This window comes from Streptomyces sp. NPDC007896 (assembly GCF_042959425.1).
GTDB lineage: Bacteria > Actinomycetota > Actinomycetes > Streptomycetales > Streptomycetaceae > Streptomyces.
Genome location: NZ_JBIBKX010000001.1, coordinates 1,205,935 through 1,230,399, shown reverse-complemented (window position 1 = coordinate 1,230,399; position 24,465 = coordinate 1,205,935). Strand labels below are relative to the sequence as shown.

20 protein-coding genes and 1 pseudogene are annotated in these 24,465 nt (G+C 71.9%); 12 read left to right on the top strand and 9 right to left on the bottom strand.

The features are described from left to right. Positions 1-25 precede the first annotated feature (25 nt). Together ACFZDJ_RS05550 and ACFZDJ_RS05545 are read right to left on the bottom strand one after the other, a co-directional pair. Positions 26-1,048, bottom strand: a complete 1,023-nt coding sequence (locus tag ACFZDJ_RS05550) for a zf-HC2 domain-containing protein (RefSeq protein ID WP_391056271.1) — start codon at positions 1,046-1,048, stop codon at positions 26-28. Then, entirely contained in the window at positions 1,045-1,635 is a 591-nt protein-coding gene (locus tag ACFZDJ_RS05545) for a sigma-70 family RNA polymerase sigma factor (RefSeq protein ID WP_390927247.1), read from the bottom strand. Before ACFZDJ_RS05545 ends, ACFZDJ_RS05550 begins: the two co-directional genes overlap by 4 nt. A 347-nt stretch (positions 1,636-1,982) precedes the next feature. Here ACFZDJ_RS05545 and ACFZDJ_RS05540 point away from each other — a divergent pair, with 347 nt between their 5' ends. From ACFZDJ_RS05540 to ACFZDJ_RS05530, 3 genes are all read left to right on the top strand, one after another. Beyond that, positions 1,983-2,222: a hypothetical protein gene (locus ACFZDJ_RS05540; protein WP_168491597.1), complete on the top strand. Its 240-nt coding sequence runs from the start codon at positions 1,983-1,985 to the stop codon at positions 2,220-2,222. After that, complete coding sequence (malQ, locus tag ACFZDJ_RS05535) at positions 2,223-4,349, top strand: 4-alpha-glucanotransferase (RefSeq protein ID WP_391056269.1); 2,127 nt, start codon at positions 2,223-2,225, stop codon at positions 4,347-4,349. Between the two features lie 81 nt (positions 4,350-4,430). Then, a complete protein-coding gene (locus tag ACFZDJ_RS05530; RefSeq protein WP_054231770.1) occupies positions 4,431-4,670 on the top strand; it encodes a hypothetical protein in 240 nt (79 codons plus the stop codon). Between the two features lie 115 nt (positions 4,671-4,785). On the opposite strand, the gene ACFZDJ_RS05525 is transcribed toward ACFZDJ_RS05530, so the two are convergent. Further along, positions 4,786-5,379 (bottom strand): TetR family transcriptional regulator, encoded by a 594-nt coding sequence (locus ACFZDJ_RS05525; RefSeq protein ID WP_168508708.1) that lies wholly within the window; start codon positions 5,377-5,379, stop codon positions 4,786-4,788. 127 nt (positions 5,380-5,506) lie between these two features. Here ACFZDJ_RS05525 and ACFZDJ_RS05520 point away from each other — a divergent pair, with 127 nt between their 5' ends. Continuing rightward, the gene (locus ACFZDJ_RS05520) at positions 5,507-7,006 is read left to right on the top strand and encodes an FAD-dependent monooxygenase (protein ID WP_391056266.1); all 1,500 of its coding nucleotides are present in this window, start codon (positions 5,507-5,509) and stop codon (positions 7,004-7,006) included. A 156-nt stretch (positions 7,007-7,162) separates the two neighbouring features. Continuing rightward, entirely contained in the window at positions 7,163-7,660 is a 498-nt protein-coding gene (locus ACFZDJ_RS05515; protein WP_391056263.1) for a hypothetical protein, read from the top strand. Between the two features lie 69 nt (positions 7,661-7,729). On the opposite strand, the gene ACFZDJ_RS05510 is transcribed toward ACFZDJ_RS05515, so the two are convergent. Next, positions 7,730-8,227 carry a MarR family winged helix-turn-helix transcriptional regulator gene (locus tag ACFZDJ_RS05510; RefSeq protein WP_168508706.1) on the bottom strand — a complete coding sequence of 166 codons (498 nt, stop codon included), beginning with the start codon at positions 8,225-8,227 and terminating at the stop codon, positions 7,730-7,732. A gap of 155 nt (positions 8,228-8,382) precedes the next feature. Here ACFZDJ_RS05510 and ACFZDJ_RS05505 point away from each other — a divergent pair, with 155 nt between their 5' ends. The 3 genes from ACFZDJ_RS05505 to ACFZDJ_RS05495 all read left to right on the top strand — a co-directional run bounded on the left by ACFZDJ_RS05505 (position 8,383) and on the right by ACFZDJ_RS05495 (position 11,906). Continuing rightward, complete coding sequence (locus ACFZDJ_RS05505; RefSeq protein WP_391056261.1) at positions 8,383-9,345, top strand: EamA family transporter; 963 nt, start codon at positions 8,383-8,385, stop codon at positions 9,343-9,345. A 249-nt stretch (positions 9,346-9,594) separates the two neighbouring features. Next, positions 9,595-11,028, top strand: a complete 1,434-nt coding sequence (locus ACFZDJ_RS05500) for an RNA polymerase subunit sigma-70 (RefSeq protein ID WP_391056259.1) — start codon at positions 9,595-9,597, stop codon at positions 11,026-11,028. A 101-nt stretch (positions 11,029-11,129) separates the two neighbouring features. Next, positions 11,130-11,906 carry an SDR family oxidoreductase gene (locus ACFZDJ_RS05495; protein ID WP_391056256.1) on the top strand — a complete coding sequence of 259 codons (777 nt, stop codon included), beginning with the start codon at positions 11,130-11,132 and terminating at the stop codon, positions 11,904-11,906. A gap of 131 nt (positions 11,907-12,037) precedes the next feature. Here ACFZDJ_RS05495 and ACFZDJ_RS05490 read toward each other — a convergent pair. Continuing rightward, positions 12,038-12,523, bottom strand: a pseudogene (locus tag ACFZDJ_RS05490) (ThiF family adenylyltransferase); the annotation flags it as partial. Between the two features lie 382 nt (positions 12,524-12,905). On the opposite strand from ACFZDJ_RS05490, the gene ACFZDJ_RS05485 reads away from it, so the two are divergent. Further along, a complete protein-coding gene (locus ACFZDJ_RS05485) occupies positions 12,906-14,177 on the top strand; it encodes a M14 family zinc carboxypeptidase (RefSeq protein ID WP_390927261.1) in 1,272 nt (423 codons plus the stop codon). 99 nt (positions 14,178-14,276) lie between these two features. Here the strand turns inward: ACFZDJ_RS05485 and pepN are convergent, their stop codons facing one another. Then, positions 14,277-16,856 (bottom strand): aminopeptidase N, encoded by a 2,580-nt coding sequence (gene pepN / locus ACFZDJ_RS05480; protein ID WP_391056253.1) that lies wholly within the window; start codon positions 16,854-16,856, stop codon positions 14,277-14,279. 156 nt (positions 16,857-17,012) lie between these two features. Between pepN and ACFZDJ_RS05475 the strand changes: the two genes are divergently transcribed. After that, a complete protein-coding gene (locus tag ACFZDJ_RS05475) occupies positions 17,013-17,513 on the top strand; it encodes a DUF1203 domain-containing protein (protein WP_391056852.1) in 501 nt (166 codons plus the stop codon). A gap of 51 nt (positions 17,514-17,564) precedes the next feature. Here the strand turns inward: ACFZDJ_RS05475 and ACFZDJ_RS05470 are convergent, their stop codons facing one another. Beyond that, positions 17,565-18,581 carry an aspartate-semialdehyde dehydrogenase gene (locus tag ACFZDJ_RS05470; RefSeq protein WP_384905704.1) on the bottom strand — a complete coding sequence of 339 codons (1,017 nt, stop codon included), beginning with the start codon at positions 18,579-18,581 and terminating at the stop codon, positions 17,565-17,567. A 294-nt stretch (positions 18,582-18,875) separates the two neighbouring features. On the opposite strand from ACFZDJ_RS05470, the gene ACFZDJ_RS05465 reads away from it, so the two are divergent. Further along, positions 18,876-19,397, top strand: coding sequence for a sigma-70 family RNA polymerase sigma factor (locus ACFZDJ_RS05465; protein ID WP_384905703.1), 522 nt, complete (start codon positions 18,876-18,878; stop codon positions 19,395-19,397). A gap of 1 nt (position 19,398) precedes the next feature. Next, on the top strand, positions 19,399-20,145 hold the full coding sequence (locus tag ACFZDJ_RS05460) for a hypothetical protein (protein WP_390927266.1): 747 nt from the start codon (positions 19,399-19,401) through the stop codon (positions 20,143-20,145). 108 nt (positions 20,146-20,253) lie between these two features. On the opposite strand, the gene ACFZDJ_RS05455 is transcribed toward ACFZDJ_RS05460, so the two are convergent. After that, entirely contained in the window at positions 20,254-23,556 is a 3,303-nt protein-coding gene (locus ACFZDJ_RS05455; RefSeq protein WP_391056250.1) for a S8 family serine peptidase, read from the bottom strand. A gap of 264 nt (positions 23,557-23,820) precedes the next feature. Next, complete coding sequence (locus ACFZDJ_RS05450; protein WP_390927269.1) at positions 23,821-24,357, bottom strand: CGNR zinc finger domain-containing protein; 537 nt, start codon at positions 24,355-24,357, stop codon at positions 23,821-23,823. Between the last annotated feature and the right edge of the window lie 108 nt (positions 24,358-24,465).

Below are 24,465 nucleotides of genomic sequence, written 5' to 3'. Positions count from 1 at the left end.
GAAGTGCCGGGCCTACCAAGGGGGTTCACATTGTCTCCAGACGGTCATACGCGGAACGGCGCGCGGCGAGGAGGAGGGCGCACAGCGCGGACGCGGCCGCCCAGCCCCACTGGGGCGAGGCTCCGGTGAAGTAGAGGGAGAGTTGCCGCGCGAGACGGGCCGTCAGACCGGGGTCGGGGGCCGTGAGGAGGGGCGCCGCGAGCGCGAGCAGCCAGCCGCCGCCGACCACCGCGGAGGCGGTACGGCAGCCCACGTACCCGGACAGCGTCAGCGTGGCCAGTGTCAGCGCGAGCCCGGGCAGCAGCCAGGCGGCCGCCGCGGGTGCCTGTGGCAGGCGCGGGTCGGTGGCGGGGAGCAGCAGCCCCGTCATCGTCAGCAGCGGCACGCTCACCGCGAGTACGGCGGCCGTCCGCATCAGCACCAGCCGCAGACCGCCGGAGGGCGACGTCGCGACGATCTCGTGCAGCGGATCGGCGTGCCGCCCGTACGAGAGGGCGACCCCCGCCACGGGCACGAGCGGAGCCACGGCCAGCAGCAACGGCCGTGTGCCGTCGAACCCGCCCCCGTAGGCGAGCGCGAGCGCCCCCACGGCGACCAGCGCGACGGCACCCGCCCAGGCCCCGCGCAGGGCGGGCCCGGCCGCCCAGAGGATCCGCCCGAGCCGCCCCCCGACGGCTCGGGGGCGCCTCGATGCGGCGGGTACGGGGGGTGCGGTCGGTACGGGGGACGCGGTCGGTACGGAGGGTGCGGTCGGGACGGAGGGTGCGGTCGGTACGGCGGCGGGGGTCGGTGCCGACACGGAGGGTGAGGCGGCCGTCGCGTGCCTGGCCGCCGTGGCCGGAGCCGACTCGAGTACCGCCGTCAGCACCGCGTCCCGCACCTCCGCCAGCACCACCCCCGCCGCCCCCTCCCGGGCCGCGCGCGAGACCCTCGCGGCGCACGTGCCGCAGCCTTCCAGGTGTTTCTCCAGGGACCAGGCGTCCGTCTCCGGAAGGGAACCGTCCGAGTAACGGGCGACGGCGTCGTCGGACGCGTGCCAGCCGGTCATGCCGTGCCTCCCAGTAGCGATGGGTCCATGAACGGGGCCGAGGGCGGATTCAGGTGCGCGAGCGCCGCGCGGAGTTCCGCGCGGGCGCGCCTCGCCCGGGTCTTGACCGTGCCCTCCGGGATACCGAGCAGCCGGGCGGTCTCGCGGGTGGTCAGCCCGTCGACGACCGTGGCGCGCAGCACCTCGCGGAGTTCGGGCGAGATGCGGTCCAGGGCCGTACCCACGTCCCCGTACTCCAGGCCCGCCAGCACGCGCTCCTCGGCGGAGGGCGCGGGCACGGGCGTCGCGTACTCGACGCGCTCGGCCCGCTCCTGCACCCGCCGCGCGTCGACGAGCCGTCGCGCCGCGATCGTCCACAGCCAGCCGCCCGCCTCCGCGCCGCGGTGCGTGGCCGCCGACCGCCACACGGTCACGAAGGTGTCCTGCAACACCTCCCGCACGACCTCGGGATCGCCGCACCGTCGGGTCAGCCGTGTGTGCAGCCACCCGGCGTGCCGGTCGTACAGCGCGGCCATCGCCGCCGAGTCCCCGTCCGCCACGGCCCGCAGCAGCGCCGCGTCCGTCACGTCCTCCCGGTGGCCCCCCATGGGGCGGAACAGTCTCACACCCTGTCTATCGACCCCCGCGAGCCCATCGGTTCACACCACGGCCCATCTCTTCACGGCAGTCCCGAGCCGTCCCGCATGCCGCGTCGCCCATGCCGCGTCGCCCATGCCGTGTCCCGCATGCCGTGTCCCCCATGCCGCGTCCCGCGTCCCGCTCGCCGTGTCCCGCACGCCGGCACTCGCGCGTGCCCGCACGCCGTGCGGAGCGCCCCGCGCCGGTACGGTCTGTGACCAAACGCACCTTGTCCGTCCTCGTACGTCTGCCCCGGCGCCCGCTGGGTAGAGCTGCGGTAACCCGCTTCCAGCCGTACGACGACAAGGAGACCCCCGTGGCCGCATCGGCACACCTTCTGCTCTCGGCCCTCTCCAAACGCCCGACGGAGCCCTCCGTCGAGCCCCACGTGTGCGTCTTCAGCGCCGAGAGCGCCTCCGCCGAACCCCCGCTGACCAGCGAACCTCCCCTCCCCGACGCCGAGCCGCTGACCAGCGAACCGCCGCTGGCCGACGCCGCGCACCTGACCAGCGAGCCCGTCTCCACCGGCGCCGCCACGGACACCTCGGGGGTATAGATGGCGCCCCGCCCGCCCGCGGACCCCTCGCCCGCCGGCCCCTCGCCGGCCGACCCTCCCGACCCGCACGCACCGCTGGCGCGGCTGGCCGCACTGCACGGCGTCGCCACCTCCTACAACCCCTCCCCGGACCGTACGGTCGCGGCCACGGACACCGCGGTCGTCGCGGCCCTGGCGGCGCTCGGCGTCGACGCGAGTACCCCGGACGCCGTCCGCGCGGCCCTCGCCGACCGGGAGACCGGGACACGGGAGCGGCTGCTGCCGCCGACGGTGGTGTGCTGGGGCGGCAGCCCGCCCGCCGCGCTCGCCGGACTGCCGGCCGGCACCCGGCTGCGCATCACCACCGAACAGGGCGAGACCCGCGCCGCCGCCGAGCAGCTCCCGCCCGGCGTCCACACCCTGCACGTCACCGCCCCCGACGGCCGCACCGCCGAGGCCCACCTCGTCGCCGCCCCCGCCCGGCTTCCCGCGCCGCCCGGACGCACGTACGGACTCCTCGTCCAGCTCTACTCCCTCCTCTCCCGGCGTTCCTGGGGCATGGGCGACCTCGGCGACCTCGCCGAACTGACCGCCTGGGCCGGCCGGGCGCTCGGCGCCGGATTCGTGCAGGTCAACCCCCTGCACGCGGCCGTACCCGGCACCCCCACCGACCCCTCCCCGTACCGGCCCTCCTCCCGCCGCTTCCCCGACCCGGTCCATCTGCGGGTCGAGGACATCCCCGAGTTCGCCCACGTCGACGACCCGGGGCGGGTACGGGCGCTGCTGGAGCGCGCCGAGCGACTGCGCGAATCCGTGCTCCACAAGGGCGCGTTGATCGACCGCGACGCGGTGTGGGAGCTCAAGCGCGAAGCGCTGGAACTGGTGCGCGAGGTGCCGCTCGGGCCCGGCCGCCGCGCCGCCTACGTCGACTTCCTCGCCGAGGAGGGCGAGGCGCTGGAGGACCACGCCACCTGGTGCGCGCTCGCCGAGGCGTACGGCCCCGAGTGGCAGCGGTGGCCGGTGGGCCTGCGAGACCCGCGCTCACCCGAAACCACGCGCGCCCGCGGCGAGTTGATGGACCGCGTCGACTTCCACAGCCGCCTCGCCTGGCTCACCGACGCCCAGCTCGCCACCGCCCAGCGCTCCGCGCGCGACGCCGGGATGGCGGTGGGCCTCGTGCACGACCTCGCGGTCGGAGTGCATCCGGGCGGTGCCGACGCCTGGGCGCAACAGGAGTACTTCGCGGCGGGCATGTCCGTCGGCGCGCCCCCGGACGCCTTCAACGCACGCGGCCAGGACTGGGGCCTGCCGCCCTGGCGCCCGGACCGCCTCGCCGCCTCGGGCTACGCCCCGTACCGCCGCCTCCTGCGCGCCCTCTTCCGGCACGCGGGCGCCCTGCGCATCGACCACGTCATGGGCCTGTTCCGGCTCTGGTGGGTGCCGCAGGGACAGCCGCCCACCGAGGGCACGTACGTCCGCTACGACGCCGAGGCGATGCTCGCGATCCTGACCCTGGAGGCCTCGCGGGCCGGGGCCCTGGTGATCGGCGAGGACCTCGGCACGGTCGAGCCCGGCGTACGCGAGACGCTGCACGAGCGCGGGGTGCTCGGCACCTCGGTGCTGTGGTTCGAACGGGACTGGGACGGCGACGGGAAGCCCCTGCCGCCCGAGCGCTGGCGCCCCGACTGCCTGGCCACCGCCACCACCCACGACCTGCCGCCCACCGCCTCCCGGCTCACCGGCGACCACGTCGAACTCCGCGACCGGCTCGGCCTGCTCACCGGCTCCCTGGAGGACGAGCGGACCGCGGCCGCGGCGGACACGGGGGAGTGGCTGGCGCTGCTCGCCCGCCTCGGGCTGCTGCACGGGGCGGGCGACGCGGGTTCGGCGGTGTCGGAGGAGGCCGAGATCCAGGCCGTGCACCGCTTCCTGCTGCGCACCCCGGCCCGCATGATCGGCGTGTGGCTCCCGGACACGGTCGGGGACCGGCGCCCGCAGAACCTGCCGGGCACGTGGGACCAGTACCCGAATTGGCGGCTGCCCATCGCCGACGCGGACGGCCGCCCGGTGACCCTGGAGGAACTGGCGGCCTCGCCCCGGCTGTACGCGCTGATCGATGTGCTGCGTGGGCGTGACGGAGGCGTGTGAACGGGGCGTGCGGGCGGGCGTGAGGTCTCCGTACGGCACCCCGGGCGCGCGACTCATTCAGGTGTTCGCTACGTTTGCACCGTGGACAAGAAGAACGCCCTGCGCGCCGGCGCCCTGGCTTCCGGTACGACGCTGATGATGCTGCTCATGTCGTCCCCCGCGCTCGCGCTGACCCGCGACGACGGTGACGACCCCGGCAAGGGCCTGAGCGTGATCGAGACGCTCGGCCTCTACGTCGTGACGCCGATCGTCCTGTTCCTGGTCATCGCGGGCCTCGTGATGGTCCTGGACAAGTCCGACAAGCAGCCGAAGCGGACCTGATTCCGGCTCGCTTCCCGGAGCCTCGGCCGCGTGTCGAGGCCTGGATCCTTCTCGATCGAGGGAGTCCGCGCACCCACGGGGTGCGGGGACTCCCTCGACGTGTTTTCGGGGCCTGTCACGGGTGCGGCGCCGTGAGATACCGCTGCACCGTCGGTGCCAGCCATGCCACGACCTCCTCGCGTGGCAGCGCGACGGCGGGCTGGAAACGCAGGACGTAGCGGGCCATCGCCATGCCCAGCACCTGTGAGGCGGTCAGCGCGGCCCGCGCCGGCGCCTGCTCCGGGTCGGGGCACACGCGCAGCGCGACCGGCATGAGCTGGTCCCGGAAGATGCCCTGCATGCGCTCGGCGCCGTCCGGATTGGTCACGCCGACCCGGAGCAGCACGGTGAGGACCTCGTTCTCCTCCCAGAGGTCGAGGAAGTGGCCCACCAGGACGCGGCCCACCTCGCGCGGGTCCAGCCCGTCCGGGCCCGGCAGCCGCAGGTCGACGTCGAGGACCGCGGCGAACAGTCCCTCCTTCGAGCCGTAGTACCGCATCACCATCGACGGATCGATCCGCGCGTCCTTGGCGATCGCGCGGATCGTGGCGCGCTCGTAGCCGTCGGCGGCGAAGCGTTCGCGCGCCGCGGTGAGGATGGCGGTGCGGGTGGTGTCCGAGCGGCGGGCCGCGGGGGACGGGGCGGGTGCGGGGAGTTCCTTGTCGGGCATGCCAACAACCGTAGGCCAACAGTTGTTGACAGTCCAGAGCGGTGTCTCTATGTTGGTAAACAAGCGTTGGCCAACAAACGTTGACCAGCGGACGTTGGCCCACGAGTGCTGGCATCAGGAGGCCGCCATGAACGGCAAGACGAACGGCAAGGTGAACGGCACCACCGCGTCCCGGAACGTGATCGTCGTCGGCGCCGGCCCCACCGGCCTTCTGCTGGCCGGGGACCTCGCCACCGCCGGAGTCCCCGTCACCCTCGTCGAGAAGCGCCCGCACAAGATCAGCAACCTCTCCCGCGCCTTCGTCCTGCACGCCCGCACCCTGGAGCAGCTCGACGCCCGCGGTCTCGCCGACGAGCTGGAGAGCCACGGCCGGACCGTCGACCGCATCCGCCTCTTCGGCAGGCTCTCCGTCGCCCTCGACACGCTCCCCTCCCGCTTCAACCACCTGCTCGTGATCCCGCAGTACGAGGTGGAGAAGGCGTTGGAGCGGCGGGCGGTCGAGGCCGGGGTGCGGTTCGTGTACGAGACCGAGGTGACCGGACTGCGCCAGGACGCGGCGGGCGTCACGCTCGAAGTCCGGGGTGCGGACGGGGAAGCGGGGGAGCTGGCGGGCGCGTACGTCGTCGGGGCGGACGGGATGCGCAGCGCGGTGCGTGAGGCGGTGGGGCTGCCGTTCCCCGGGAAGTCGGTCATCCGGTCCGTCGTCCTCGCCGACGTCCTGCTCGCCGAGGAGCCGGAGTCGATCCTCACCGCCAACGCCGTCGGCGACGCCTTCGCCTTCATGGTGCCCTTCGGCGACGGCTACTACCGTGTGATCGGCTGGCACCGCGGCCGCAATGTCCCCGACAGCGCGCCGCTCGAACTCGACGAGGTCAAGGAGATCGTCCGGCTCTCCCTCGGACGCGACTACGGCATGCACGACGCCCGCTGGATGTCCCGCTTCCACAGCGACGAGCGCCAGGCACCCGCGTACCGGGTCGGCCGGGTCTTCCTCGCCGGTGACGCCGCCCACGTCCACACCCCGGCCGGCGGGCAGGGCATGAACACCGGCCTCCAGGACGCGGCGAACCTCAGCTGGAAGCTCGCGCTGGTCGTCAACGGTCACGCGGGCACGGACCTGTTGGACACCTACCAGGCCGAGCGCCACCCGGTCGGCAAGGCGGTACTGCGCAGCAGTGGCGGGATCGTCCGGCTCGCGATGGCCAAGCACCCCTGGACGCTGGCGCTGCGCTCCGCGTTCACCACGGTCCTCAACGGCGTCGGCCCCATGCGCCGGAAGGCGTCGGGCCAGATCACCGGCATCGGCTTCGCCTACCGTGCCCCGCGCGGCTCCCACGCCCTCGTCGGCACCCGCGTCCCCGATGTCGCCCTGAAGGGCGGCCGCCTCTACGAAGCCCTGCGTGGCGGCCGGTTCGTCCTCGTCGCACCGACGGCGGCCGTCCGGGCGTACGGCCTTGGCGACCTCAAGGACCTCAAGGACCGCAAGGACCGTCTCACCGTGGAGAGCTGGGCGAGCGACCGGCGTACGACCCTGCTGGTGCGGCCCGACGGATACGTGGCCTGGGCCGCCGAGTCCCCCGATGCGGCGACGGTCGAGACGGCGTTGGCGGCGGCGTTGGGCGACTAGTTCTCAACGTCGGCGGCGGCGTTGGGAGACTGGATCTCAACGTTGGCGCCGACGTGGGGAGACGGGATCTCAACCCGTGGGTTGAGGCGGAAACCCACCCTCGGCTCCACCCTGGAGCCGAGGTGGTTCCGCGTCGTGAAGCGCAAGCTCATGGGCATGACGACGACCGATTACGCGATCTCCGCGACCCTCATCCTCCTCGTGATCCCGCAGATCCGAGGCGTCCGGCAGACGCTGCACAACACGCTGCTGCCGCTCGTGGCCGTCGCCGCCGCGGCCGCCTACTACCTCAAGTCCTTCCCGACCCAGGGACACGACCTCAGGCTCGACGTCGCCGGTGTCCTCGCCGGCGCGGTCCTGGGCATCGCCTGCGGCGCGTCCACCCGGCTGAGCCGCGCCTCGGACGGGATCGCGTTCGCCCGTGCCGGGGCACTCGCCGCACTCGTATGGATCGTCGGCATGGCCTCGCGCGCCGGATTCGAGTACTGGGCCACTCATGGCGGTTCCGGGAGCGTGGCGCGGTTCAGTCAGGACAACCTGATCACCGGCTCCGACGCCTGGACCGCCGCGCTGCTGCTGATGGCACTGGCTCAGGTCCTGGGCCGGCTCGCCGTGATACGCGTCAGGTCGACCCGGGTCGCCGCGGCCGGCTGAGGGCCTCCGAGCCGAGCCGAGCCGAGCCGGTCCGAGCCGAGCCGGTCCGAGCCGGGCCTGGCCGGGGATCTAGGCGCCGGTGCCCGTCAGCAACTCGCGCAACAGGTCCGCCAGTTGACCGGCTCGTCCCTCGTCGAGGTGGGCCAGGGCCTCCGTCTGGACGGCGAGCCCCGCGCCGACGGCCTCGTCGATGAGCCGGAGCCCCTTGTCCGTGAGCGTCACCTGGAGCCCGCGCCGGTCATGCGGGTCGGGGGAGCGTCGTAGCAGCCCCGCGCGTTCCAGCTTGTCCAGGCGCCCGGTCATTCCGCCGGTGGTGAGCATGAGCGTCGCCGAGAGCTGCCGGGGCGAGAGGGTGTACGGGGCGTCCGAGCGGCGCAGGGTCGCGAGCACGTCGAACTCCCCGCGCGAGATCCCGAAGGGTGTGTACGCCTTCTCCATCCGGTCGCCCATCGTGCGGGCGAGCCGGAAGACGCGACCGAAGACCTCCATCGCGGCGGTGTCGAGGTCCGGCCGGACGGTGGCCCACTGCTCGATGATCGCGTCGACAGGGTCCTGGGGCGTCTTCATGGGGGCGAGTATCCGCCGAGGGGTCGATCGCCCGCAAGAAAGTAGATGACGAGAAAGTAGATGACAGGGAAGTGGATTGCCAGGAAGTAGATGACGAGAAAGTCTCTTAGGGATAAGCTACTTTCTACTGACCTACTTTGGAATCGGGTGCCTCCATGGCCGCGAACGCGAACCGTCCCGCCCTCATAGCCCTGACCGCGCTGGCCCCCATCTCCTGGGGCAGCACCTACGCCGTCACCACGGAGTTCCTCCCGGCCGACCGGCCCCTGTTCACCGCGGTGACGCGAGCTCTGCCCGCCGGGCTGCTGCTCCTCGCGCTGGCCCGGGTGCTGCCGCGCGGCGCCTGGTGGGGGAAGGCAGCGGTGCTGGGCGCGCTGAACATCGGCGCCTTCTTCCCGCTGCTGTTCCTCTCCGCGTACCGGCTGCCCGGCGGCATGGCGGCAGTCGTCGGCTCGGTCGGGCCGCTGTTCGTCGCGGGTCTCGCGGCGCTGCTGCTCGGCGACCGCCCGACCCTGCGGACGCTCCTCGCCGGCATCGCCGCGGCCCTCGGTGTCAGCCTCGTCGTACTGAAGGCGGCCGGCGCGCTGGATGCGGTGGGGGTCCTCGCGGCGCTCGCCGCGACCGCGTCGATGTCCACCGGCACGGTGCTCACCAAGCGCTGGGGCCGGCCGGACGGGGTCGGTCCGTTGGCGCTCACCGCCTGGCAGTTGACAGCGGGCGGGTTGCTGATCGCCCCGGTCGCCCTCCTCGTCGAGGGCGCGCCGCCCGCGCTGGACGGCCGGGCGGTCGGCGGATACCTCTACCTCGCGCTGGCGAACACGGCGGTGGCGTACTGGCTCTGGTTCCGGGGCATCGGCCGGCTCAGCGCCACCCAGGTCACCTTCCTCGGCCCGCTGTCGCCGCTGACCGCGGCCGTCATCGGCTGGGCGGCGCTGGGGCAGGCGCTGACGCCGGTGCAGGTGGCGGGGATGGTGCTGGCGTTCGGGGCGACGGTGTTCGGTCAGATCGGGCCGCGTGGCGGGCGGCCGTCGGCTCCCGCCGCTGGATCGTTCAGTTTCTCTGAAAGGAATGGTCGAAAAGAGTCGATGGACGTGACGGTTCCCGCTTTGCGACGGTAGCCGGGCCGCGGGGACGCGGTCCCCGGTCGACCCACGACCACCGAGAGGCAAGGGACATACGTGGTTGTCCTGGACCGGACACGCACGCGCACACGCACGCACGGCGCCGCCCGGTGCGGGCGGCCACCGGCGGCGCGGCGGTGGGGCGGGTGCTGGAGGCTTTGCGGGAGGCGGCTGCGGGGCTGGGGGAGCGGCGATAACGTCACGTCGTCCGCGCGTGACGTAATTCCCGGATTCCCGGAGGTTCCTGTGGTCGACGTCGTGTGTCTTGGCTGCGGGAAGCCGCTGGCCGGGCGGACCGGGCGCAAGGGGCGGAGTTCCGTGTACTGCTCGGCCGCCTGTCGGCAGAGGGCGTACCGGGAGCGGCGGGCGGCGCCCTCGGACACCGCCCAGGGGCTCATCGAGGAGGTCGGGCGGCAGGTCCGTGAGCTGGTCCCGGCGCCGCCCGCCGTCTTCTACTCCGGGGTGAGCGAGCTGGCCACCTCCGTGGGGCGGTTGCGGCGCATCGCCCGGATGGCCCGCGACACGGCGAAGGACGACGGAAACGAGAAGGACGACGGAAACGAGAAGGACGACGGAAACGAGAAGGACGACGGAAACGAGAAGGACGACAGGAGCGAGGACGACAGATGCGAGGGGGAAGGGAACCGTGGGCCCGGCGCGGCGGATCTCGTCACGGCCGGTCCCGTTACGGAAGTGGCCCTCGCGGAGAGCGACTTCGCCGCGCTCGTCGAGTCCTACCGGCGCGAACTGCGCGTGCACTGCTACCGGATGTCGGGCTCGTACGACGATGCCGAGGACCTCGTGCAGGAGACGTTCCTGCGGGCCTGGCGGGCCCGGGACGGGTACGCGGGGCGGGCGAGCGTACGGACGTGGCTGTACCGGATCGCCACCAACGCCTGCCTGGACTTCCAGCGACGCACGGCGCGCCGCCCGCAGCGGTACGAGCCGCTGCCCGGGATGAACCACGGCGGTGCCGAGCCCCCGGCCCGCATCACCTGGCTCCAGCCCTACCCCGACGACGACCTGCCCTCCACCGAAGAGCAGCCCGACGCGCTCGCCGTCTCCCGGGAGACCATGGAGCTCGTCTTCCTCGCCGCGATCCAGCATCTGCCGCCCCGCCAGCGCGCCGTCCTCGTCCTGCGCGACGTCCTGGGGCTGGCCGCCGCGGAGACCGCCGCGGCACTGGAGATGACCGTCGCCTCGGTCAACAGCGCGCTGCAACGGGCCCGGCCCACCCTGCGCGACCACCTGCCCCGCCGCCGCGCCGACTGGACCGCGGAGGCGGACGCCCGCGAACGCGAGATCCTGGCGCGCTACATGGCCGCCGCCGAACGCCTCGACCTCACCGAGGTCGCCACCCTGCTCAGCGAGGACATCACGCTCACCATGCCGCCGAACCCGTTCTGGTTCGTCGGCCGCGAGGCGCTCGTGGAGTTCCTGTCCGTCAGCCTCGACCCCGCCTCCCCGATGTTCCTCGGCCACTGGCGCCACCTGCCCGCCCGCGCCAACGGGCAGCTCGCGGCAGGGGGGTACGTCCGGCGCCCGGGTACGACCGTCTACCGCGCGCAGGTCCTCGACGTCCTCCGTATCGAGGGCGACCGGATCGTGGAGATCACCTCCTTCGAGCCGCATCTCTTCCCGGCGTTCGGACTGCCGCTGAGGCTGCCCGCCGACCGATGAGTGAGAGACGGCGCGTACGTCTGCATGACCGACTCGTACGGCCCACTTGTACGGCCGACTCGTACGGGCCGCTCTTTCGGCCCACCTCACGGAGGTTCACCATGCTGCTCACCGACAAGACCGCGGTCATCTACGGCGCCGGCGGATCCATCGGCGGCGCCGTCGCCCGTACCTTCGCCCGCGAGGGTGCCCACGTGCACCTCGTGGGGCGTACGGCGGCGACGCTCGACGCGGTGGCCAAGGACATCGAGGCGGAGGGCGGCCACGCCAGGACGGCGGTCGTCGACGCGCTCGACGAGGCGGCGGTCGAGGCGCACATCGCCTCACTGGACGCCGTCGACATCTCCTTCAACCTCGTCACCCGGGGTGATGTACAGGGCGCCTCGCTGCTCGACATGCCCGTCGACGACTTCGTACGCCCGGTCGTCACCGGTATCCGCGCCAACGTCGTCACCGCCCGCGCCGCCGCCCGCCGCATGGCCGAGCGGGGCTCCGGCGTGGTCCTCACGCTCAACAGCGGTTCGGCGCACGGCAGTCCGATGATGGGCGGGACGGGTCCGGCCGACGCGGCGATCGACACGCTGGTACGGAACCTGGCGATGGAACTGGGGCCGCGCGGGGTGCGGGCCGTCGGCCTGTGGGCGGCCGGTGTGCCCGAGACGCTGACCCGCGAGAAGCTCGCCGCGGTCGACAGCGCCATGGCCCTAGACGAGAACGCCCTCCAGGGCCTGCTCGCCAACCTGGCCGGAATGCGCATGACCCGCCGCAACCCCACTCTCTCCGAGATCGCCGCGACCGCCGCCTTCCTCGCCTCCGACCACGCGGGCGGCATCACCGGCACCTTCGTCAACGTCACCGGCGGGATGTTCCCGGGCTAGGACGGCCGGCTGGGGCGACTGGCTGGGACCACCGGCTAGGACGACTGGCTGGGACCACCGGCTAGGACGACTGGCTGGGACCACCGGATAGGGGGACCGGCTAGGACGACCGACGGCCGCGGCGGTCGCGCCACCACGTCCGGGTCCACGCAGTGCAGACGGCCGACCCCGGAGGCGACCAGGCTCTGCGCGGCGTACCCGCCCGTGCCGCCGACGCCGACCAGCAGCACCCGGGCCCGGCGCAGCCGGAGCTGGGCGTCCCAGGGGCTCGTCCGGGGGCCGAGGTCCATCCAGCGCAGCAGCGGCACACCCCGGCTGTAGCGCAGCCGTTCCCGCTCGGACACCGGCACGGGCGCCGCCGCGTCCTCCACGAACCCGGCGTCGAGCAGGTCCGCCATCGCCTGCCGGGCGTCCTCGGGCGTGAGGTCGGGAAGTTCGGGATGCGCCCGCAGCACCTCGCCGACCACCGCCGACGGCTCCCGCGTTCCGTCCATCGTCTCGACCAGCGTCCAGACCCAGCCCTGCGGGTCCTCGATCTCGGCGCCGATGCCGTGGATGACACTGCCGATGCGGACGTTGCCGTCGATCGTGCGGTACGGCCGGTGCTCGGGCTTGATCCGGGGCCTGCGGAGCGTGTCGACCGGCACCGTCACCAGGACCCCTTCCCGTTACAGGTACATGCCTTGACACTCTGGTCCCCCGAGTCGAGCCTTGACAAGACGCGGTCGGCGATCGCGCCCGCAACGCTCAACGTCCGTATGGGCGAGAGGAGTTGGGGTGCCCACCAAGATTGTGATCCGCCCGTTGGACAAGAAGGAGACCACGGGCGACAGCAGTGGAGGCAACGGCGGCTGATCCGTTTCGCCGGACAGGCCCTCGGCCACCGCAGAGCCCACACAGAGAGGGGGCCACATGGCCGCCAAGATCGTGATCCGCCCGTTGGACAAGAAGGAGACCACCGGGGACAGCAACGCGAACGGCACCTGACCGGAGCCCGGCATGCGGGGAACCCCGTATCCCACCCTCGGTGAGCTGCTGCGACGCGCTCACGCGACGGTGGCGGCACGACCCGGTGCACTGCGGTTGCGTGTCGTCGGGACCTCGCGTGCCGGCCGGCCGCTGTGGCTGCTGTCGGCCGGACACGGCCCCCGGCACATCCTCACGGTCGCCGGCGCGCACGCCAACGAACCGGTGGGCGGGGTCACCGCGCTCTCCCTGGCCGAGAGGTTCGCGCGGGAGCCCGCACTGCTCCAGGAGTCCGGCTGCGCCTGGCACTTCCTGCTCTGCCTCGACCCCGACGGCGCGAGCCTCGCCGGGCGCTGGCTGACCGGGCGGTCCGGCGAGGGGCGGTCCGGCGAGGGACGCGCGGCCGAGGCCTCGCCGACCCTCCGGGGTTACTACCGGCGCTTCTACCGGCCCGCCTTCGCCGCGCAGCCCGAGTTTCCGCCGGTCGCGACTGACCCGCGTCCGGCGATGCCGGAGTCCGAGGCACTGGTACGGCTCATCGACGAACTGCGCCCGGTCGTGCAGTTCTCCCTCCACGGTGTCGAAGTGGGCGGATCCTTTCTGCAGTTGACTCGCGCGGTGCCGGGGGCGGCGGCCGCCTACCGTCGGATCGCCGAGGACCTCGGCATTCCCCTGGAACACCGGCCGTTCGACGGCATGGGATGGCTGGCCGAGAGCCCGGGCGTGCTCGTCCTGCCGGACAGCAGCCCCACCGTGGAACGGGACCCGTCCGGCTTCACCTCACAGGCGACCTGGCTGTACGCGATGCGGCACGGAACCGTGTCGGCGGTCGTCGAGGCGCCCTTTTGGAGCGTGGCGGGCGTCAGCGATCCACGGCCCGTCGCCGAGCCCCGGCGCGAGGTCGCGGAGGCGAGCGAGATCCTGCTCGGCCGGGCCAAACAACTGGAGGCGGTGGTCGGGGAGCTGGGGCCCAGGTCACCGCAGACCCCCGAAGAGATCGCCCACTTCACCGCTGCCCGCGAGCTCATGGACATCGGCCCCGGAGTCGTGGACACCTGGAACTCCGCCGAACTCGCCACCACCGTGGGCAACTCCGTCTCGCTCGGCGTCGCCGCCCGGCGCATCCCGCTGCGCGCGGCGGCCATGATGCGGCAGGCCCTGGGCGGCGCCCCCGCGCTGGACACCCTCGTGGAGGTCTGGGCCCGTGAGCTGGCGAGCACCTTCGACGCCCGCTGGGTCCCCGTGGCCGACCAGACCGAGCTCCAGACCCGCACGATGCTCGCACTCGCCCGCGCCCTGGTGTGACCCCGGGCGCCCACACGCACCCACACACGCCCACGCGCGCGCTCATGCGAAAGGGGGCTCCCGGCACAACGCCGGGAGCCCCCACCCACGTACGACCGACTACGCGGACGCCGCCGCCGCGTCCGCCGCCTGGGCCTTCAGCGCGCGCTCGACCCCGGAGCGCGACTCCGAGATCAGGCGCCGCAGGGCCGGGGTGGGCTCGGCCGAGGCCAGCCACGCGTCCGTCTTGGCGAGGGTCTCCTCGGAAACCTGGATGGACGGGTAGAGACCGACCACGATCTGCTGGGCGATCTCGTGCGAACGGGCGTCCCAGATGTCCTTCACCACGGAGAAGTACTTGTCCGTGTACGGGGCGAGCAGTTCGCGCTGGTCGGTCTGCACGAAGCCGCCGATCACCGCCTCCTGCACGGCGTTCGGGAGCTTGTCGGACTCGACGACGGCGGACCAGGCCTCCGCCTTCGCCTCCTCGGTGGGACGCGAGGCCCGGGCCGTCTCCGCGTGCCGCTCACCGGCCGCCGTCTTGTCGCGCTCCGCCTCGGCGCCGATCTCCGCCTCGTCGTAGCGCCCGACCGCCGCGAGCCGCTGGACGAACGCCCAGCGCAGCTCGGTGTCGACGGCGAGGCCCTCGATGGTCTCCCGGTCCTCCAGCAGGCCCTCCAGGAGGTCCAGCTGCTCCGGCGTACGAGCGGTCGCCGCGAAGGCACGTGCCCAGGCGAGCTGGTGGTCGCTGCCGGGCTCGGCGGCGCGCAGGTGCGCGAGCGTCGCGTCCGTCCAGCGGGTCAGCAGCGCCTCGCGGGCCGCCGGGTCGGCGTACAGCTCGATCGCCAGCTTCACCTGGCGCTGCAGCGACTGCACGACACCGATGTCGGACTCCTTGCCGATGCCCGACAGGACCAGGGACAGGTACTCGCGGGTGGCGAGCTCACCGTCGCGGGTCATGTCCCAGGCCGAGGCCCAGCACAGGGCACGGGGCAGGGACGACTCGAAGTCGCCGAGGTGCGCGGTGACGAAGGCGAGCGAGTCCTCGTCGAGGCGGACCTTGGCGTACGACAGGTCGTCGTCGTTGAGCAGGAAGACCGCCGGGCGGCGCTTGCCGACCAGCTCCGGTACGGCCGTCAGCTCGCCGTCGACGTCCAGCTCGACGCGTTCGTCGCGCACCAGCTTGCCGCTGTCGTCGTCGAGGTTGTAGAGGCCGATGGCGATGCGGTGCGGGCGGAGGGTCGACTCACCCTTGGCACCCTCCGGGAGCGCCGGAGCCTCCTGACGGATCGCGAAGGAGGTGATGGCCCCGTCCGCGTCGGTCTCGACCTCCGGCCGCAGGATGTTGATGCCGGCGGTCTGGAGCCACTTCTCCGACCAGGTCTTCAGGTCGCGCCCGGAGGTCTCCTCCAGGGCGCCCAGCAGATCGCTGAGGCGCGTGTTGCCGTAGGCGTGCCGCTTGAAGTACGCCTGCACGCCCTTGAAGAACTCGTCCATGCCGACGTACGCGACGAGCTGCTTCAGGACGCTCGCCCCCTTCGCGTACGTGATGCCGTCGAAGTTGACGAGGACGTCGTCCAGGTCGTTGATCTCGGCCATGATCGGGTGGGTGGAGGGCAGCTGGTCCTGCCGGTACGCCCACGTCTTCATGGAGTTGGCGAAGGTCGTCCAGGAGTGCGGCCAGCGCGACTGGGGGGCGTAGGCCTGGCAGGCCGCCTCGGCGTAGGTGGCGAACGACTCGTTCAGCCACAGGTCGTTCCACCACTCCATGGTGACCAGGTCGCCGAACCACATGTGGGCCAGCTCGTGCAGGATCGTGGCGGCCCGCACCTCGTACGCGGCGTCGGTCACCTTGGACCGGAACACGTACTGGTCGCGGATCGTCACCGCGCCCGCGTTCTCCATCGCACCGGCGTTGAACTCCGGCACGAAGAGCTGGTCGTACTTCTTGAACGGGTACGCGTAGTCGAACTTCTCCTGGAACCACTCGAAGCCCTGCCGGGTGACCTCGAAGATCGCGTCCGAGTCGAGGAACTCGGCGAGCGAGGGCCGACAGTAGATGCCGAGCGGCACGCTCTGTCCGTCCTTCTCGTACACGCTGTGCACGGAGTGGTACGGCCCGACGATCAGCGCGGTGATGTACGTGGAGATCCGCGGCGTCGGCTCGAAGACCCAGGTGTCGTCCTTGGGCTCGGGCGTCGGGGAGTTGGAGATCACGGTCCAGCCGGAGGGCGCCTTCACGGTGAACTGGAAGGTGGCCTTCAGGTCGGGCTGCTCGAAGCTCGCGAAAACCCGGCGCGCGTCCGGGACCTCGAACTGGGTGTAGAGGTAGGCCTGCTGGTCGACGGGGTCGACGAAGCGGTGCAGGCCCTCACCGGTGTTGGTGAACGCGCAGTCGGCCACGACGCGCAGGACGTTGCGGCCCTCCAGGAGTCCCGGAAGCGCGATCCGCGAGTCCTCGAAGACCTCGGCGGGCTCGAGAGGGTCCCCGTTCAGGGTCACCTCGTGAACGGCGGGAGCCACCAGGTCGATGAAGGTCTCCGAGCCGCTCTCCTCGACGTCGAAGCGCACCGTGGTAACGGACCGGTAGGTGCCGCCCTCCTGCGCGCCCGAGAGGTCGAGATCGATCTCGTACGAGTCAACGGTGAGCAGCTTCGCCCGCTGCTGCGCCTCTTCGCGGGTCAGGTTTGTGCCAGGCACGCGGTCATCTCCTCGTTATGTGACGGTTGCGCCATCCTTCCATGGGACCTGCACGGATGCGATGTCCGTTTCCCGCCGGTGCCAGGCACACGCGCGCGCGAGCCTGGAGACATGACGACGCACACGACGACGCACACGACGGACGCGACGACGGACATGACGACGTACGCGACGACAAACGCGACGACGTACACGGCACGTCCCATCCATCCGGCGGTCCTGAAGGATCTCCGCACAGCTGACGATGCGGACCGCCCGATGGTTCCCTTCGCGGACGAGGAGGGCGGTGCGCCGCTGCGCTGCTGTCTACGGCGCAGCGAACCCGGCGAGCGGATCGCCCTCGTCTCCTACGCGCCGCTGCGCCGCTGGGCCGCCGAAACGGGCGTCGACCCGGGCGCGTACGACGAACAGGGCCCGGTCTTCGTCCACGCCGACGACTGCTCGGGCCCGGACCTGCGCGGCTACCCCTTCCCGGGCGCTCACCGCACGGTCCGCCGCTACTCCGCCGAGGGCCACATCCTGGGCGGCCGTCTGGTCGAGAACCCCGACGCCCTTGACGAGGCCTTCGCGGAGGCCTTCACCGACCCGGAGGTGGCGCTCGTCCACGTACGGGCCGTGGAGTACGGGTGCTTCCTCTACGAGGTGCGGCGGGCGTGAGAAGGGGCGATCACCGTGCGGTGACCGCCCCCGGGGCACGTGGCAGGGCTGTCAGCCCTTGAGCTCCGCCGCCACCAGCTCCGCGATCTGGACCGCGTTCAGTGCGGCGCCCTTGCGGAGGTTGTCGTTGGAGACGAACAGGGCGAGACCGTGCTCGGCCGTCTCGTCGGCGCGGATGCGGCCCACGTAGGACGCGTCCTTGCCGGCGGCCTCGAGCGGGTTCGGGATCTCGGAGAGGGCGACACCCGGGGCGCCGGCCAGCAGCTCGGTCGCGCGCTCCACGCTCAGCGGACGCGCGAAGCGGGCGTTCACCTGGAGGGAGTGGCCGCTGAACACCGGGACGCGGACACAGGTGCCGGAGACCTTGAGGGCGGGGATCTCCAGGATCTTGCGGGACTCGTTGCGGAGCTTCTGCTCCTCGTCCGTCTCGTGCAGACCGTCGTCGACGATCGACCCCGCGAGCGGGAGCACGTTGAAGGCGATGGGGCGCTTGTAGACCCCCGGCTCGGGGAAGTCGACCGCGCCGCCGTCATGGGTCAGCTTGTCGGCGTCCGCGGCGACCTTCAGTACCTGGCCGTGCAGCTCGGCCACGCCGGCGAGGCCGGAACCGGACACCGCCTGGTACGTCGCGACGACCAGTGCCTCGAGCCCCGCCTCCTCGTGCAGCGGCTTCAGGACCGGCATGGCGGCCATCGTCGTGCAGTTCGGGTTGGCGATGATGCCCTTGGGGCGGTCCGCGATCGCGTGCGGGTTCACCTCGGAGACCACCAGGGGCACCTGCGGGTCCTTGCGCCACGCGGAGGAGTTGTCGATCACGACCGCGCCCTGCGCGGCGACCTTCTCGGCCAGCGCCTTGGAGGTCGCGCCGCCCGCGGAGAACAGCACGATGTCCAGGCCGGAGTAGTCCGCCGTCGCCGCGTCCTCCACCGTCACACCGTCGAGCACCGTCCCGGCCGAACGCGCCGAGGCGAACAGCCGCAGCTCCTCGACCGGGAACTTCCGCTCGACGAGGATCCTGCGCATGACCGTGCCGACCTGACCGGTGGCTCCGACGATTCCGACCCTCACGGCGACTCCCTTAGCGTGCGTTTTACGTGGTCCAGCGCTTCCATCATGCGTCTGACCCGTGCCCGCGTGTCCAATCCTTTGCCCGTGCCGCCCGAGGAATGGGACGCGTCCGCCGTCCGGTGTCCGTTCGGCATCCGAAAGAAACCCTTCCGTCGGCCGCCGGGGACCGCAAGCCGTACGGCGTGGGCGTCCCCGCGGGCCCCGGCCCGGTGTGACGTACGACTCCTTCGCGTTCGGCCGAACGTTTCCGCCCGCACCGGCGTCGTAGAGGAAACGCGGGAGGGGAGGGGCGGAGTGCTGCGCAGAAAGGCACGCCGTGCCCAGGGGGCGGACGATCCCCTGGACGCGGCCCAGGAACGCCGGGTGCGGGCGGTGCTCGCGCTCGGTGGCGTACCGCAGACGGACCTGCCGGACGGGGTGCAGCAGGTCCGCCTGCGGTTGCTGGAACGCGCGGCGAAGGGGGACGAGGCGCCGCGTGACGTGTCCGCGTGGGCGGCGGTCGTCGCCTCGAACCTGGCGATGGACTGGCACCGGGCCAAGCGGCGCCAGGAGCGGCTCGGCGAGCGGCTGGCCTCGCTGCGGCAGCCCGCGGACGCCCGTGACGAGGACTCCAGCGTGCTCTCGCTCGCCGTGGCGCAGGGCCTGGACGAGCTGCCCGACGCCCAGCGCCAGGTCCTCGTCCTGCGTTTCTACGCCGATCTGTCCGTGCGCGGGATCGCCGAGGAGCTCGGCATCCCGGAGGGCACGGTCAAGAGCAGGCTGCACTCGGCGGTCCGCGCCCTGCGCGCCCGCCTGCACGAGGACGAGGTGGTGTGACGTGGCCGAGTATGAGGGAGTGGACGCGCTGTTGGCCGCGATCACTGATGAGGCTCTGCCCGAAGGGGCCGGCGACGACCCGGAGTTCATGGCCGAGCACCGGTCGGCGGTGGCCGATGTGGCACTGCTGCGGGAGCAGTTGGCGGCCATCGGGGACGCGCTGGCGGACCGTGCGCAGGAAGCGAAGCCGGTCCCGGTGCGGGCGCCCAGAAAGCGCACCCGCCGCCCCGAAGGCGCACCCAGGAACCGCGGGCGCCGTCCCCTAGCCCTCGTCGTGGGCACCCTCGTCGTGGCCACTGTGGCCGCGATGGTCGTCGGCATGGGCTGGATCCTCGCGCACAACGGGGGAGGCGCGATGAGCACGTCGGACAGCAGCGGGGCCAAGGCGGCCGACAGCGGGAGCGCGGGCGAGGGGGCTTCGCTCAGCGGACCGGGCTACCTCGCGTGCGCCCGGCTCGTCGCGGAGGGCACGGTCGCCGACGTCGAGCCGCTCCCCGGCACCACGGAGAACCGGATCACCCTCCACGTGGACCGCTACTACAAGCCGGAGAAGGGGAAGGCCGAGGTCGTCCTCGTACTGGACGAGGAAGTGGCTCCCCGGCCGCGCGAGGGCGAGCACGTGCTCGTCGCCCTCCACGACGACCCGGCGACACCGACCGACTGGACCACGGGGGCGAAGGCCGTCGCCGACGAACGCGCGTGGATCGTGAAGGCGCTGCCCGAGTCCCGCACTCTCACGTGCCCGTGAAGAAGGCACGTGCCCGTGAAGAAGGCACGTGCCCGTGAAAAAGGCACGTGCCCGTGAAAAAGGGCGGGCGCCCGTTCCCGGACGCCCGCCCCTTCACCGACGCAGGTGTTACGGCGTGACCTTCTCGATCTTCACGCTGCCGAGGCCGGCGGCCGTGCCGCGGGCGTTCACCAGCTGGACCCGGCCGAAGAACTCGCGTCCCTCGGGGGCCGGCGCGGCCGCGGTGACCTCGCCGGAGACCGTCGCCGTACCGCCCGTGGCGAGCTTCACCGGCGCCGACTCGTCGACCTTGACCGAGCCGAGCGCGGAGGAGAAGAACACGTCACGGTAGTCGTACGCGGTCGAGCCCGACGGGACCGAGTAGCCCACGACCTCGATGGTGTACGTACCGGCGGCGGGGTGGGGGATGGAGACCGCCTCCTCCGAGTCGCCGTCCGCGGACTGCGCGACCTGCTTGCCGGTGGAGTCGTACACCGTCAGGTCCAGGTCGGCGGCCGTGTCCGAGACGTTGCCGATGGCGACGTCGAGCGACGCGGCGCCGGCCGGCACGTCGACCGTGCTGGTCTGGGTGGCGCCGCCCGCGATGGTCGGCCGGGCCGTCTTCGAGGAGCCGAGCGGGCCGCCCTTCAGGGTGCCGTCGATCGCCGCGAAGCCGTTCGTCACCTTCCAGGAGGCGGTGACCGGCGTGCCGACCTTGGCCTCGGGGACCGTCACCACGGCCGGGTCGAAGGCCGCGCCGAGCACGGTGGCCTCCAGCTTGTACGGGTTGTCGAGCAGCGGCGAGGTACGGCGCGCCTCGACCTCGACCTCCCAGACACCGGGCTGCGGGTCCGCGTACGAGCGCACGTCGGGCTTGCAGCCGTTGGTGTTCGGGTAGTTGCTGTAGCAGTACGGCGTGCCGGTGTCCTCGACCGGGACACCGTAGGGGTGGATGGAGATGAACCGGGTCTGGCTCAGGTCCTTCAGCCCGCCGATCGCGACCTCCAGCGCCTTCGCGCCCTCGGGCACGGTCAGGAAGTACGACCGCGTGCTGTTGCGCTGCACCGAACTCGACGCGGAGTAGCTGTACTTGAGCGGCGTGGAGACCACGACCGTCGTCAGGATCTGCTTGTCGAGACCCTCGGTCCGCGGGTCGTCGACCTCGAGGATCGCGCTCTTGATGCCGGCCGAGGAGGCCTTCGCGGCGACCTTGACGGTGACCGGCTTGTTCAGTTCGAGCTTGACCTCGTCGGAGCCGACGATCCGGAAGGTGCCACCGGCGTTGTTCTCGAAGTGCAACTCGTGGCGGATCGCCTTGTCCGGGCCGGACGTACGCGTGATGGTGATCTCGTAGGACTTCTTCACGCCGACCTTGAGGCCGCCCTCGCGGTCGTAGAGGCCGGTGCCGAAGCCCGGGGTCTTCAGGGCGTAGTCGATCGCGGTGTCGACCGGGGCCTTGACGGTGTAGTCGTGGGCGGTCACGTCGTCCTTGATCGACTTCCACGCGTCCACGATGTTGATGAGGCCCGCGCCCTCCTCGTACGCCTGCACACCCTTGATGTGGTCGGCGGTCGAGGTGAGGGCCGTGCGCAGCTTGGCGGGCGTCAGGTCGATGCCCTTCTGCTTGGCGGCGCTCAGCAGCAGCGCGGACGCGCCGGCGGCCTGCGGGGAGGCCATCGAGGTGCCCTGGAGCATCGAGTAGCCGGCCGGCAGGGAGTAGCCGGCCTGGGCGACCGGGGAGCCCGGCAGCCAGGTCTGCGTGGTGTTGATCGCGGCGCCGGGCGCGGTCAGCGTCGGCGTGAAGCCGCCGTCCTCACGCGGACCGCGCGAGGAGAACGGCATCATCGCGTACTTCTTCTCCACGACGGAGCCGTAGTTGGCGGCCCAAGTGTCCTTGGAGATGGACGCGCCGACCGAGATGACCTTGTCGGCCAGGCCGGGGTCGCCGATGGTGTTGGCGCCGGGGCCGGAGTTGCCCGCGGAGATCACCAGCTGGACACCGTAGGTGTCGATGAGACGCGTGTAGAGCTCGGAGCGCGCGTTGTTGCCGTCGTTCAGCGCGGGCAGGCCGCCGATGGACATGTTCACGATGTCGACGCCGTGGTTGACGACGAGGTCGATCATGCCCTCGGTGAGCGCGACGTTGGTGCAGCTCGGGCCGAACACGCAGGCGCGCGACGAGACGATCTTCGCGCCGGGGGCGGCGCCGTTCATCTTGCCGCCGAACAGGCCGTTCGCGGAGGTGATGCCGGCGACGTGCGTGCCGTGCTCGCTCGCGATCAGACCGATGTTGACGAAGTCGGCCTTCTTGCCGACCCAGTCGCCCCCGTAGGGGTCCATCGGCACGTCCTTGCGGATCTGCACGACGAACGGCTGGCTCTCGACGACGTCGGTGGCCGGGTTGTCGGTCCCGAAGTGACCGATCTGGTAGCCGTCCTTGTACGGCTTCATCGCGGTGTCGTCGCTGAAGTCGTGGTTGTTGTTCACGTCGACGGTGACGGTGCCGGCCGCCGGGTCGTACAGGACGCCCCACGAGTCGGTGGTGTCGCCGTCACGGTTCACGTCGCCCGCGGCGTCGCCGCCCGCGGTCGCGGACTCCCGGAACGTGCTGATCTCGTACGAGCCCGCCGGGGACGTCCAGGTCTGGCCGCCGTAGGTGAAGGTGGGCCCGGAGACCGCGCTGACCATGGGCCGCCAGCTCAGGTCGTTGTCGAGGATCGGGTCGGTCGAGGTGACCCAGTCGACGATCTTGCGCTCGCCGGTGGTGGTCTTCTGCAGCGCCGGGTGGCTCAGGTCCACACCGGAGTCGAGGATGCCGATGGTGATGCCCCGGCCGTCCGCCTTCGGGTTCTTCTTCACGAAGTCGACGGCGCCCGTCTCGAAGGACGGGTTGTACGGGTTCTCGGCGGGGGTGTTCTTGTCGGGCGCGGCGTAGGTCTTCGTGGCCTTCGAAGAGGCGCCCTTGACCGTGTCGGCGCTCGGCGTCGGGTCGTCGAGCGCGATGTCCTGGCGCAGGTCGATGCCGTGCACCGAGGTCAGCTTGGTGGCGGCGGCGATGGCCGCGTCGGCCTTGGCGGTCGGGACGGTGGCCCGGACGTAACCGAGCTTGTCGTACGTCTGGCCGACGGAGCCGCCCTTGACCGCGTCCATCTCCTGGGCGACCTGCTCGGTCTGCCCGGGAGCGGTGGCGATCATCATCGTGACGTTCTTGGCGCCGTCGGCCTTGGCCTCGGCGAGGAGGTCCGCGTCGTCCGAACCGAGCTTGGCGCTCGCGGACTTGGTGCCCGGGTCGGGCGTGGCGGGTGCGTGGTCCGCGGAGAAGGCCATGGGTATCGGCCCGGCCGCGGAGAACGCGGCCACCAGGCCTGCGGCCACGGCGATGCGGGCCACGCGTCTCGCGCCCGATATCGGTGCGCGCTGAGGATCGGTCATCAGCATCCCTTGTAGGTAAAGGAACGAGCGTGGAGTGACCGGTCCCGACGTTCCCACGGGACACGATCACATCAGTCCGGTATGTGGACCCGGATGACCGCTCAGCTTTACCTAAGGGGCAGTTGTTTGGGGAGAGTTGACCGAGGCGGGATGGAACCATGGCGTAATTCCGCCATGCGTCATGACGGTCAAAGCGCGATATGACAGGACATCGACAAGCAAGGTCGGCCGATCCCCGACCGACCGTCGCCCGCTCGCGGCCGCTCAGGCCTCCCGTGTGCGCGCGTAGTGGCGGGACGCCTTCGCGCGGTTACCGCAGGCCGCCATCGAGCACCAGCGGCGGGTGCCGTTCCGTGAGGTGTCGAAGAAATGCAGGATGCAGGTGTCGTGGGCGCAGCGGCGGATGCGGTCGGGGGCGGTGGCGAGCAGTCCGAGGTAGTCGCGGGCGGCGAGCCAGGCGGGCCCCCAGGACGGGTCGCCGAACTCCGCCTCCTCGCCGGGTCCCTGTCCGGTCAGCGTCACGCGGACGCGGCCGTGCGCGAGGACGGCGTCGATCCGGGCGGCGGCTTCCTCCAGGGTGCCGTCGACGGCCGAGCGCAGGGCGTCACGGGCTTCCCGTACATGCAGCAGCACGGCGTCGTCGGCCGGGAAGTCCAGCCCGTTGGCCGCCAGCCACACCGCCAGGCCCTCGGTGTCCGTCAGCAGGTCCTGCGTCACTCCCTCGCGGTTCCAGCGGGTGTTGAGCAGGTCGAGCGAGATCGGCTCCCCGGTGAGCGGACGGGGATCGGCGGTGGTGGGCATGAGGGGCTCCCTTCAGTGCTAACCGCTCAAGGGTAGGTCACTGGTTGACGCCCTTCACTCTAACCCCTAATGTCAACGACAAGGGTTAGCTCCTCCGTGGGGCGGCCA

What these genes read in the sequence shown, in the direction of transcription:
- ACFZDJ_RS05550 (WP_391056271.1), bottom strand. Translation starts at nt 1,048, where the DNA reads ATGACCGGCTGGCACGCGTCCGACGACGCCGTCGCCCGTTACTCGGAC.
- ACFZDJ_RS05545 (WP_390927247.1), bottom strand. Translation starts at nt 1,635, where the DNA reads ATGGGGGGCCACCGGGAGGACGTGACGGACGCGGCGCTGCTGCGGGCC.
- malQ (WP_391056269.1), top strand. Translation starts at nt 2,223, where the DNA reads ATGGCGCCCCGCCCGCCCGCGGACCCCTCGCCCGCCGGCCCCTCGCCG.
- ACFZDJ_RS05525 (WP_168508708.1), bottom strand. Translation starts at nt 5,379, where the DNA reads ATGCCCGACAAGGAACTCCCCGCACCCGCCCCGTCCCCCGCGGCCCGC.
- ACFZDJ_RS05520 (WP_391056266.1), top strand. Translation starts at nt 5,507, where the DNA reads ATGAACGGCAAGACGAACGGCAAGGTGAACGGCACCACCGCGTCCCGG.
- ACFZDJ_RS05515 (WP_391056263.1), top strand. Translation starts at nt 7,163, where the DNA reads ATGACGACGACCGATTACGCGATCTCCGCGACCCTCATCCTCCTCGTG.
- ACFZDJ_RS05510 (WP_168508706.1), bottom strand. Translation starts at nt 8,227, where the DNA reads ATGAAGACGCCCCAGGACCCTGTCGACGCGATCATCGAGCAGTGGGCC.
- ACFZDJ_RS05505 (WP_391056261.1), top strand. Translation starts at nt 8,383, where the DNA reads ATGGCCGCGAACGCGAACCGTCCCGCCCTCATAGCCCTGACCGCGCTG.
- ACFZDJ_RS05495 (WP_391056256.1), top strand. Translation starts at nt 11,130, where the DNA reads ATGCTGCTCACCGACAAGACCGCGGTCATCTACGGCGCCGGCGGATCC.
- ACFZDJ_RS05485 (WP_390927261.1), top strand. Translation starts at nt 12,906, where the DNA reads ATGCGGGGAACCCCGTATCCCACCCTCGGTGAGCTGCTGCGACGCGCT.
- ACFZDJ_RS05475 (WP_391056852.1), top strand. Translation starts at nt 17,013, where the DNA reads ATGACGACGTACGCGACGACAAACGCGACGACGTACACGGCACGTCCC.
- ACFZDJ_RS05455 (WP_391056250.1), bottom strand. Translation starts at nt 23,556, where the DNA reads ATGACCGATCCTCAGCGCGCACCGATATCGGGCGCGAGACGCGTGGCC.
- ACFZDJ_RS05450 (WP_390927269.1), bottom strand. Translation starts at nt 24,357, where the DNA reads ATGCCCACCACCGCCGATCCCCGTCCGCTCACCGGGGAGCCGATCTCG.